Annotated in this window: 11 protein-coding genes; 6 read left to right on the top strand and 5 right to left on the bottom strand. The window is 32.0% G+C overall.

What is annotated here, in order from left to right; translation table 11 throughout:
* The 4 genes from DIU01_RS06840 to DIU01_RS06825 form a co-directional block, all read left to right on the top strand.
* On the top strand, positions 1–225 hold a 225-nt coding region (locus DIU01_RS06840), incomplete at its 5' end, for a DUF350 domain-containing protein (protein WP_290832816.1).
* Positions 218–1,735 (top strand): polyamine aminopropyltransferase, encoded by a 1,518-nt coding sequence (locus DIU01_RS06835; RefSeq protein WP_290832814.1) that lies wholly within the window; start codon positions 218–220, stop codon positions 1,733–1,735. The genes DIU01_RS06840 and DIU01_RS06835, both read left to right, overlap by 8 nt.
* The gene (locus tag DIU01_RS06830) at positions 1,713–3,320 is read left to right on the top strand and encodes an NAD(P)-binding protein (RefSeq protein ID WP_290832812.1); all 1,608 of its coding nucleotides are present in this window, start codon (positions 1,713–1,715) and stop codon (positions 3,318–3,320) included. Before DIU01_RS06835 ends, DIU01_RS06830 begins: the two co-directional genes overlap by 23 nt.
* Positions 3,320–4,336 carry a hypothetical protein gene (locus DIU01_RS06825; RefSeq protein ID WP_290832810.1) on the top strand — a complete coding sequence of 339 codons (1,017 nt, stop codon included), beginning with the start codon at positions 3,320–3,322 and terminating at the stop codon, positions 4,334–4,336. Before DIU01_RS06830 ends, DIU01_RS06825 begins: the two co-directional genes overlap by 1 nt.
* 3 nt (positions 4,337–4,339) lie before the next feature.
* Here the strand turns inward: DIU01_RS06825 and DIU01_RS06820 are convergent, their stop codons facing one another.
* The 5 genes from DIU01_RS06820 to DIU01_RS06800 form a co-directional block, all read right to left on the bottom strand.
* Complete coding sequence (locus DIU01_RS06820; RefSeq protein WP_290832808.1) at positions 4,340–5,038, bottom strand: SGNH/GDSL hydrolase family protein; 699 nt, start codon at positions 5,036–5,038, stop codon at positions 4,340–4,342.
* Positions 5,035–5,937, bottom strand: a complete 903-nt coding sequence (locus tag DIU01_RS06815; protein ID WP_290832805.1) for a metallophosphoesterase — start codon at positions 5,935–5,937, stop codon at positions 5,035–5,037. Before DIU01_RS06815 ends, DIU01_RS06820 begins: the two co-directional genes overlap by 4 nt.
* A 285-nt stretch (positions 5,938–6,222) precedes the next feature.
* Positions 6,223–7,005 carry a DUF3050 domain-containing protein gene (locus DIU01_RS06810; RefSeq protein ID WP_290832803.1) on the bottom strand — a complete coding sequence of 261 codons (783 nt, stop codon included), beginning with the start codon at positions 7,003–7,005 and terminating at the stop codon, positions 6,223–6,225.
* Positions 7,006–7,287: 282 nt separating this feature from the next.
* The gene (locus tag DIU01_RS06805; RefSeq protein WP_290832800.1) at positions 7,288–8,466 is read right to left on the bottom strand and encodes an acyl-CoA dehydrogenase family protein; all 1,179 of its coding nucleotides are present in this window, start codon (positions 8,464–8,466) and stop codon (positions 7,288–7,290) included.
* Positions 8,467–8,543: 77 nt separating this feature from the next.
* Positions 8,544–8,927, bottom strand: coding sequence for a nucleoside triphosphate pyrophosphohydrolase family protein (locus DIU01_RS06800; protein ID WP_290832798.1), 384 nt, complete (start codon positions 8,925–8,927; stop codon positions 8,544–8,546).
* 149 nt (positions 8,928–9,076) lie between these two features.
* On the opposite strand from DIU01_RS06800, the gene DIU01_RS06795 reads away from it, so the two are divergent.
* Together DIU01_RS06795 and DIU01_RS06790 are read left to right on the top strand one after the other, a co-directional pair.
* Entirely contained in the window at positions 9,077–9,265 is a 189-nt protein-coding gene (locus DIU01_RS06795) for a hypothetical protein (protein WP_290832796.1), read from the top strand.
* A 91-nt stretch (positions 9,266–9,356) separates the two neighbouring features.
* Positions 9,357–10,466: an SRPBCC family protein gene (locus DIU01_RS06790; RefSeq protein ID WP_290832794.1), complete on the top strand. Its 1,110-nt coding sequence runs from the start codon at positions 9,357–9,359 to the stop codon at positions 10,464–10,466.
* Positions 10,467–10,538 lie beyond the last annotated feature (72 nt).

The following is a 10,538-nucleotide window of genomic DNA, read 5'->3' as shown; positions in this document are numbered from 1 at the left end:
AAAAAAAATAATATTATGAATATAACTCAACTTATTATCAACTCGTTAGTTTTTTCTGCTATTGGAATTGGAATCCTTTTGATCGCCTATTTTATTGTCGAAAAAATAACGCCCGAAAATACTTGGAAAAAAATATCACAAGAGAATAATGTTGCTGTAGCTATTGTTTTCGCAGCCTTAATTATTGGAATTTCAATGATTATTAGTGCAGCAATTCATGGGTAAAAAATTCCTAAAATTTGAATATTTACTACTTTTTGCCGTTTTTACCATTGCCACTTGCGGACTAGTTTACGAATTAGTTGCAGGAACTTTGGCGAGTTATTTATTGGGTGATTCGGTAAAACAATTTTCTTTCATCATTGGAGTATATCTCTTTTCGATGGGAATTGGCTCGTATTTTTCAAAATTCATTACCAAAAATCTACTCAATACTTTTGTAGAAATCGAAATTCTAGTCGGATTAATTGGCGGATTGAGTTCGGTTATTCTTTTTTTGTTGTTTGAAACGGCTTTTGCCTTTCAATTTATTCTTTATTTTTTAGTTTTCATCACAGGATGTCTTGTCGGATTGGAAATTCCGTTACTGATGAATATCCTTAAAGACAAAGTAGAGTTCAAAGATTTGGTTTCTAATGTTTTTACTTTTGATTACATCGGAGCTTTATTAGCATCCATTCTTTTTCCGTTAATTTTAGTTCCAAAACTTGGTATAATGGGAACGTCATTATTCTTCGGAATGATTAATATTTCCATAGCTATTGTACTTTGTTATTTATTAAAATCAGAATTAAAAAAAGTAAAACTACTTAGAGCAAAAGCCATTTTTTCATTTCTAGTTTTATTGGTTACTTTCTTTTTCTCCGAAAATATACTTTCCTATTCTGAAGGTAAATTGTATGGTGAAAATATCATTTACACCAATTCAACGCAATACCAACGTATCGTTTTAACCCACAATAAAAGTGATTACCGATTGTACTTAAACAACAATCTCCAATTTAGTTCTGCCGACGAATATCGCTATCACGAAGCCTTGGTTCATCCAGCTATGTCAATGGCTAAAAAGGTTGAGAATGTATTAGTTCTTGGCGGTGGCGATGGTTTGGCGGTTCGAGAAATTCTAAAATACAAAGATGTAAAAAAAGTCACTTTGGTCGATTTGGATGAAGGAATGACCAAGTTGTTCAAAACCAATCAGGTATTGGTCGATTTCAATAAAAATGCTTTGAATAATTCTAAAGTTACAGTGCTCAACAAAGACGCATACATTTGGGCAAAAGAAACCAAAGAGAAATTTGATGTCGTAATTATCGATTTTCCTGATCCATCTAATTATAGTTTAGGTAAATTGTATTCGTTGAATTTTTACAGTACTATGAAACAACTACTTTCAACTGATGCAGTTGTGGTAATTCAAACGACTTCGCCATATTTTGCTCCAAAATCATTTTGGTGTATCAACAAGACTGTGATGCAAGTTTTCCCTCAAATTGATGCTTATCATGCTTATGTTCCATCGTTTGGCGAATGGGGTTTTACCATTGCAATAAATGGTTTTGGAACCAATTTTAATAAAGTCAATAGAACTGTTGACGGATTGCGTTTTTACAATTATCAGTTTGAAAAATTCAATTATTTTTCCAAAGATATGATTTCAAAAGACATTGAAATTAATCGATTAGATAACCAAGTTTTAGTACGCTATTTCGATGAAGAATGGGGAAAATTATAGCAGTTCAAGAAGAAATTTCTTCAAGTTTTTAGGAGCAACTTTACTGATTGTTCCACTTCTTAATGCTTGTAAAGAGCAAGTAATTACACTTTTAATTCGATTGTCTGGAACCAATCATATTTTGGGACATAAACTTCGCGTTAAAAATTTTCCAAAACCTTCTAAGCAAATTCAGATTCCGTATTTAATTGTTGGTGGCGGAATTACAGGTTTATCTGCTGCAAGACAGCTTTCTAAAAAAGGAATTTCCGAATTTTTGTTGGTCGAATTAGAAAATAATTTGGGTGGAAATTCTTCCAATGGTGAAAATCAGTATTCTAAATTTCCTCTTGGCGCACATTATTTGCCTTTGCCAAACCAGGAAGATAAAGAGTTACTGCAATTTCTCGAGGAAGAAAAGATTATTTTGGGCTATGATGAAAAAGGTTTTCCAAAATTTGATGAAACCCAACTAACATTTTCACCAGACGAACGATTATTTTACAAAAACAATTGGCAAGAAGGAATTGTTCCAAAAGTTGGAAATTCTGCAGAGGAAGACGAAGAATTATTTCGTTTTTTTTCGATGATGGATGATTTTAGAACCAAAAAAGATGACTTTGGTTTGTATTGGTTCAATATTCCGATGGCTTTATCTTCTCAAAATGATGTTGTTAAAAGTTTGGATAAACTAACTATGAAAGAATGGTTAGAGCAACAAAATTTCAAATCAAATCCGCTTTTGGTTTATGTAGATTATTGTTGCAGAGACGATTTTGGGTTAGGAATTGAATTCGTTTCTGCTTATGCCGGAATTCATTATTTTGCTGCGAGAAAACAAAACAGTACGCAAGATAAAAATGATAACGTTTTAACTTGGCCCGAAGGAAACGCAAGATTAGCGCATCATTTAAAAAAATATTCTAAAGGAAAAACATTGCAAAATCATTTGGTTTACGAAGTGAAAATCGAAAATGGTAAAGCAGTAGCCTTGGTTTTTGATGATAAAACAAAAACTTCTATTGAAATTATTGCCGATAAAATTATTATGGCAACTCCGCAATTTGTGAATCAATATTTGTTTAAAGACAGAAAAGAATTCACCAAAGATTTTCATTATGCGCCATGGCTTTTGGCAACATTAGTAGTTACCGATTTAACCGATAATTTTAGTTTTCCATTGTGCTGGGATAATGTGGCTCATGGCTCGAAAGGATTGGGTTATATTTTCGATCAACACCAGTCGTTGCAACAAATTCAGGATAAAAAAGTGATTACGTATTATTTTAGTTTTTCATCATCAGATTGTGGAAAAAGCAGAAGAGAAATCTATAAAAAGCCAAAAGAATATTGGAAAAGTTTGGTGTTTGAAGATTTAAAAATTTCGCATCCCAATATTGAGGAAGTAACAGAAAGTATCGATATTCATCTTTTAGGTCACGGAATGATTAGTCCAAAACCAGAATTTCTATTTGGCGAAAGCAAACGAAAAACAGCGCAATCAATCGATGATAAAATCTATTTTGCACATTCAGATTTATCGGGAATATCTATTTTTGAAGAAGCTTTTCATCAAGGAATTAATGTTGTAAATAAAATAGTGTAATGGTTCAACCTTGGATACATAAAGCCAAAACCGATGGAGTTTTTATACTTGCACCATCTTTTATTGTGTTGGCAATTGTGTTGTTATTTCAAAATTGGTTAACCGAAATCGAAGAAAGTTATTCGTTTTATACTTGGTTGTTTTTAATTGTTTTTATTGATGTTGCACATGTTTATTCCACATTATTTAAAACCTATTTTGTTGCCTCAGAATTTCAAAGAAGGAAACAATTATATATTGGATTACCCATTTTTTGCTTCTTAATTGGGTTTATTTTATTTCTATTTGGAAGTCAGGTATTTTGGTCGGTTTTGGCTTATGTGGCTGTTTTTCATTTCATTCGTCAGCAATATGGTTTTATGCGATTGTATGCTAGAAATGAAGATAAAACGTATGCATGGATTGACAATTTAATCATTTATTCGGCTACAATTTATCCCATGTTGTATTGGTTTTTATCGCCAAAACGAAAGTTCAATTGGTTTGTAGAAAATGAATTTTTGAAGTATGAAAACGCAACATTGCTTGAAGTTCTTACTTGGATTTATTTTGCAATAGTCGTATTTTATATTGTTAGAACAATTTATATTTCCATAAAATCGAATTATTTTAATATCCCAAAGAATGCTATTATAATTGGAACCATGCTTTCTTGGTATTTTGGGATTGTTTACTTTAATAACGATTTAGTTTTTACACTATTAAATGTTGTTTCTCACGGAATTCCATACATGGCATTGATTTATCTGAACGAGATTGAGAAAAAAACTAGTGAAAATTTAGGATTTTTAAGTATGCTAAAGCACTATAAAGGAGTGCTTATTTTTATAGCAATTCTATTGGTTATTGCTTTTTCAGAAGAATTTTTGTGGGAGATTTTAGTTTGGAACGAACAAATTTCAATAACAAACTTTGACTTTTCAAATTGGCAGTTTATTTTGGTTCCTTTACTAACTGTTCCGCAATTTACCCATTATTTATTGGATGGATTTATTTGGAAGTCAAAAAAACAATAATTTTTACAATCCGAGAATCACTTTTGCTTTCGGTAAAATTCTTTCCACAAATTTAGAATAGGCAAGTGCTGAAGGATGTAAACCATCACTGGCAACCAAATTAGGTTGTACTAATCCTTGTCTAGTAATATCAGTGATATTGACAAAAGTGATATTGTTTTGAATACAATAATTTTCTGCAAAAGCATTGTAAGCATCAATTTGTGTTGAAATAGTTGTGTTTCCATTTCCAAAAGGTGTGTAGGCATAGTCTGGAATTGAGATTACAATTACATTTGCTTTAATTCCTTTGGCTTTGGCAATAGCAATGTTTATTAATTCCGGAAACTCTAGTTCGTACAAACTAAAAGGTTTGTTTTGATATTGATTGTTAACGCCTATTAATAAGGTAACCAAATCATAATCATTTGCTGGATTTTGTGAAGCAATTGCAGATTTTAAATTGGTAGTTGTCCATCCTGTTTGTGCAATAACATTGGTTACAAATACATCTTTAGACGTAAGATCATTTTTAAGTTCGGTTTGTAATTGAATAGGAAAGCGACAAGTCTCACATACACTTTGTCCTATGGTGTAACTGTCTCCAAGTGCCAGGTATTTTATTGTTTTTCCATTCGTTGAAGTCTGCACCGTATCATTTACTGAACAGCTTACAAGCAAAGTGAATAATAATAAAGAACCTATTTTTAGTAAATGTTTCATAATGATTTATACGAAATTAAATCTACTGGAGTTTCAATATACTCTTTTACAATTTGTAAGATACCATCGTTATTAGTGTCTATCAACCATTTGACTAAAGCGATTTTGCCGTTTTCTATTTCAATTCCGGTAATATTTCTTGGATGAACACAACTTCCATCATTGAAAAAATTTAATAAGTTTTCATGAGGTTTTGGAAAATGTGGACGATGTGTGTGTCCAACAATTGTGATTTTATTTCCATTATCAGCTATCCACTTTTTGATTCTTCTTTCTACTTTTATGGACTCAAGATAATTTTTAGCCGGACTAGTTGGGTCTTTTATTCCCCAAACTTGTAAAGGTTTCCAAAGAATTCTCACAAAAAAACGATTGAATTTCCAACCTACATAATTAAAAAAATCGGCTTGATGTCCGTGTGTTAAAAACAACTCTTGACCGGTTTCTGAGTTTTCTAAAACGATTGCTTCATGAAATTCTAAATTTGGCATCAAAGGCATGTTTTTTCCTTCGCCAGTTTCAAAATATTCTGCAAAATTCTTTTTTACAACCGAAGGGTTTCTGTAAACCATATCATGATTACCGTAAATCATGTGCAATTTATTTTGTAAATAAAATTTCTTTAGTAGTAAAAAAACATTCTTATTGGCATCTAAAACATCCTTAAAAAACATATTTTCCCATAGTTCATCGCCATCACCAAGTTCTACGTACTGAAAGCCATTTTTGTAATATTGGTTTAAAGCATGAACATAAATATTGCGATTATTGGCAAAATCATCAGCAAAACTTCCATCGCCGCGATGACAATCACTAAACAAAATAAACTTGTCTGAGTTGTTAAACGGAATTCGTTTGGCTTCTTTGTAAGCGCGTGTTAATCTTGTTTGAGATGACATAATGGTTAAATTCCAATTTTTTAAATTCCAAATTCCAAATTCCAAATTCCAAATTCCAAATTAAATTTATCTGACTGATATCAAAAATACACAAAATTTTGGTATTTCAATATTGATTACTGATAGGTTAATCCCGAAGCTTCGGGACAGATAGCAGTGAAAAGCAAAACCGTGTAAAGGAACTAATTTTTCACAGAAAAAAAAGCGACCAAAGAAGCTCTTTTTTTATGTAGAAAAATGTTGCTTTACACGGTTTTCTTGAAACGTATAGCTGGATGTTGCTTCTTAAACTAATTCTAGTTTTTCAACAATTTGTTGTTCGATGGCATTCCAAAGTCCGATGCGTTTTTCTAATGCTTCTATAGAAACTTCTTGCATTTCTTTCCACTTTGTTTCGTTGGTGCCACACAATTCTGAAATCATTTTCATTGCCATTGGACCATGTTCATCGCTATCTAATTCGATGTGCCTTTCGAAATAATAAACCAATTTGTCTAAGTTAGTTTCTGGAAAATTGGTTTGAAAATTACGAAGAATTTCGGTAAACATACTCGGAATTAAATCTTCGCGACCAAAGGTAAAAGCAGCAGCAATTTTATGAGGTTTTCCTTCGTCGATGATTCTAAAAGTGAAGTCTAAAAAGGCTTTCACATTAGGATGCAAATCGCTTTTTTTGATTGAAACGAAGATGTTTTTGGTTTCGTTTACATTTTCTAAAAACGCTAAAATTGGAGCTGTGTTGGCGCCACAATCTTCCATAGCATCAATGTACATTTCAAAGTGTGAAAGGCGTTTTCCGTCAAGTGTTAAATCGGTTTCTTCTGCAACAACAATTTCGTTTATTAAGTATCTTGTTTCTGGATTTCCTGTTGGTAACCAAGGTGTTGTAGTGCAGGTTAATTTTTCTTGAAGTGCTTTTAGAAGCGACATAAAATCCCAAACGGCAAACACGTGATTCTCTAAAAAGGTATGTAAATCTTCAACAGATTTTACTTTTTCATAAAGTGCGTGTTGTAATAATTGGTCTTTTTGGGATTGAATACTAGCATTTATTTTTTCAATATTCATAGCATTTTTTTTATTATATACGATTTTTTCTCCTTTTTTGGATGTTTTAAATCTATACAAATGTAAAAAAGCTCCTCGAATGTGAGAAGCTTTTTGTATCAAATTTATTTATTGTTTAATCTATATACCATAGAAACCAAGAGAATACTCTATAGCCCTGATTGTAGAGAAAATGCTTGCTTTTGGGCAAGTATTGTAACGAAAAGCAGGAAAAAGGATTGCTAAAATGCCCAAGCCATTCGCTCCCAAACAATTGGAATTTGGAATTTTATTATTGGAATTTTACTTAAAAGCAGGAATTCCTGTAATATCAGCACCAGTAATTAACAAGTGAATATCGTGTGTTCCTTCGTAAGTAATTACAGATTCTAAATTCATACTGTGACGCATGATAGAATATTCTCCTGTAATTCCCATTCCGCCAAGAATTTGACGCGCTTCACGAGCAATGTTTATTGCCATATCAACGTTGTTTCTTTTTGCCATAGAAATTTGAGCAGTTGTAGCTTTTCCTTCATTACGTAAAACGCCTAATCTCCAAGTAAGTAATTGTGCTTTAGTGATTTCTGTAATCATTTCGGCCAATTTCTTTTGTTGTAATTGCGTTCCAGCGATTGGTTTGTCAAACTGAATTCTTTCTTTTGCATAACGTAAAGCAGTATCGTAACAATCCATTGCCGCACCAATTGCACCCCAAGCAATTCCGTATCTTGCAGAATCCAAACACATCATTGGAGCACCAAGACCAGATTTTCCTGGCAATAAATTTTCTTTCGGAACTTTTACGTTATCAAAAATTAATTCTCCAGTTGCAGAAGCACGAAGTGACCATTTGTTGTGAGTTTCAGGAGTTGTAAAACCTTCCATTCCGCGTTCAACAATTAATCCGTGAATTCTTCCTGATTCGTCTTTTGCCCAAACTACAGCAACATCTGCGAATGGAGCATTTGAAATCCACATTTTGGCACCGTTCAATAAATAATGGTCGCCCATGTCTTTAAAGTTTGTGGTCATTCCGCTTGGATTCGATCCGTGATCTGGTTCTGTCAATCCAAAGCAACCCATGAATTCACCAGTAGATAGTTTAGGTAAATATTTCATTCGTTGTTCTTCAGTTCCAAATTTCCAAATAGGATACATCACTAAAGAAGATTGAACTGATGATGTAGAACGAACACCAGAATCACCTCTTTCAATTTCTTGCATGATTAATCCGTAAGAAATTTGGTCTAATCCTGCACCACCATATTCTTCTGGAATATAAGGTCCAAAACCACCAATTTCTCCCAAACCTTTAATGATTTGCTTAGGAAATTCAGCACGTTGTGCATAGTCTTCAATAATTGGCGATACTTCACGTTTCACCCACGCACGAGCAGAATCGCGCACTAATTTATGTTCTTCTGTTAGTAAATCATCTAACAAGTAGTAATCTGGAGCTTGAAATAAATCTGGTTTCATAAATATATATTCTAAACTTTATAGTAAAATGTATTACGCAATCTGAAATCTGAAATCTGCCATCTGCAATCTGAATACTACTTCAAAATGGCCTCAAAATTGGGTTTAAAATAATTTGGTCCTTTCATTACTTTTCCGTCTTCTCTGTAAATTGGTTTTCCGTCTTCTCCTAATTTACTCATGTTACTGCGTTGAATTTCGTTGAAAACTTCTTCAATTTTATCTTGTAATCCGTGTTCAATAATCGTTCCGCAAAGAATGTAAAGCATATCGCCAAGTGCATCGGCAATTTCTACTATATCATCATTTTGCGCAGCTTCTAGATATTCTTCATTTTCTTCTTTCATTAAATTATATCGAAGTAAATTCTTGTTTTCACCAAGACTTCCTTTCATTTCCTCACTGTAACCAATCTTGAATGATGTGTGAAATTCCTTTACTGCGTTGAGTTTGTTTTGCATATTTTTAGTTATTTAGAAGTGAAATTGTACTTTCAACTTCATTTATAAATTCAGTTTTATATCTTCATAAAAATAGAAAGTTTTCTTTTTAGAAATTCAACAACACATCAAAAACAATTAACTATTTTTGTTGAAAAATAAATTACATCATGTTTACTAAAGGACAATGGATATTTGCTGCACTCTTTTTTGTAGCGTTTGTTATAGCAATTACTTATGCTTATAAAGGAGATAAAAAATTACATCAAAAATTTTATAAAGGAAGTTATTGGGTTTTAATTGGATTCATTCTTTTTATTTTGATGCTTTTTTTAATTAAAGTTTTCTTCAAACATTAATAAAATTACTATTTCATTGAACTTCAAATCAACTATCGTTCAATGACTCAATTATTTTATTATTTTTACGGCACCAACCACATAAACTGACATGAGAATTCTTAAATACATCCTACTTCTAATTTTACTTTTTTTTATCGGATTATCGGTATTTGTGTCTACACAGAAAGCCAATTATGATATTTTGAGAAGTAAAGTGATTAAAACACCAAAAGCAACTGTTTACAATTATGTAAAAGATTTTAAAAATTGGGAAACTTTTAGTTCGTGGATTGTTGATGATAAAGGAATTCAATTGAATTATTCTAATAGAACAATTGGTACAAATTCATTTATAACTTGGGACGGAAATGAAGGTGATGGAAAAGTGACTACATTATCCTTTAAAGAAAACGATAGTATATCTCAAAAAATGATTAGTAATGGCGAAGAAGCTGCAATTACTTGGAGATTTAAAGATACCATTGGTGGAACAAAAGTTACCTTAATAAGTTTAGGAAAACTTGACTTTAAATCGAAAATTCTAGCTTTTTTTAATGGCGGAATTAAATCAACAGTTGAAGATGTATATGCTAAAACGTTAGAGAATTTAGATAAAACATTAGATTTTGAGCTAAATACTTTCGATATAAAAGTAAACGCAATTGTCAATCGTCCGGGTGGATTTTATTTGAAGCAATCAATTTACTGTAAAGAAAAAAGTGTTGCTAAGAATTTAAAAATCATGATTCCGAAAATGCAACGTTTCTTCAAGAAAAATAATATTGTCAGCACCGGAAAACCATTTGTGATTTACAATAAATACGATAAAACCAATGATATTATAGGATTGTCGGTTTGTATTCCTGTTAGAGATTCGTTACGATTTTCTCCTGGAAGTGATATCGAATGGGCAAATATGTTACCTTTTACTGCTGTAAAAACCACACTTACAGGCGATCGTTCACATACACAAAAAGCTTGGGCAAAAACATTTGATTACATCACTAAACAAAAATTAGTTAGAGCTTCATCACAGCAAGTTATTGAAGTTTATGTGAAAGGTGTTGATGATGAAAAGCAACCTTCTAAATGGGTTACAGAAATTTATGTTCCGGTTTTACCAAAAGTTGTTCCTAGAAAACGAACTTATTTTAAACCAGCAGATTCTACTGCCGTAGCAAAACCAGCAACTCCTGTAGAAGAAACCGTTACTCCATAAATTTTTTATCTTTGATTAAACCTTTTCGATTATCTTTATTCTTACTTATAAATTTTCACTTTGCAAGAAGAA

The organism is Flavobacterium sp., from assembly GCF_003525665.1.
Taxonomy (GTDB): Bacteria; Bacteroidota; Bacteroidia; order Flavobacteriales; family Flavobacteriaceae; genus Flavobacterium.
Note: the sequence above shows the minus strand (reverse complement) of the source record. Positions and strands in the feature narration are given on the sequence as shown.

Bases quoted from the DNA above. Each gene is read 5' to 3' on its own strand.
- DIU01_RS06835 (WP_290832814.1), top strand. From the start codon at position 218: ATGGGTAAAAAATTCCTAAAATTTGAATATTTACTACTTTTTGCCGTT.
- DIU01_RS06830 (WP_290832812.1), top strand. From the start codon at position 1,713: ATGAAGAATGGGGAAAATTATAGCAGTTCAAGAAGAAATTTCTTCAAG.
- DIU01_RS06825 (WP_290832810.1), top strand. From the start codon at position 3,320: ATGGTTCAACCTTGGATACATAAAGCCAAAACCGATGGAGTTTTTATA.
- DIU01_RS06820 (WP_290832808.1), bottom strand. From the start codon at position 5,038: ATGAAACATTTACTAAAAATAGGTTCTTTATTATTATTCACTTTGCTT.
- DIU01_RS06815 (WP_290832805.1), bottom strand. From the start codon at position 5,937: ATGTCATCTCAAACAAGATTAACACGCGCTTACAAAGAAGCCAAACGA.
- DIU01_RS06810 (WP_290832803.1), bottom strand. From the start codon at position 7,005: ATGAATATTGAAAAAATAAATGCTAGTATTCAATCCCAAAAAGACCAA.
- DIU01_RS06805 (WP_290832800.1), bottom strand. From the start codon at position 8,466: ATGAAACCAGATTTATTTCAAGCTCCAGATTACTACTTGTTAGATGAT.
- DIU01_RS06800 (WP_290832798.1), bottom strand. From the start codon at position 8,927: ATGCAAAACAAACTCAACGCAGTAAAGGAATTTCACACATCATTCAAG.
- DIU01_RS06795 (WP_290832796.1), top strand. From the start codon at position 9,077: ATGTTTACTAAAGGACAATGGATATTTGCTGCACTCTTTTTTGTAGCG.
- DIU01_RS06790 (WP_290832794.1), top strand. From the start codon at position 9,357: ATGAGAATTCTTAAATACATCCTACTTCTAATTTTACTTTTTTTTATC.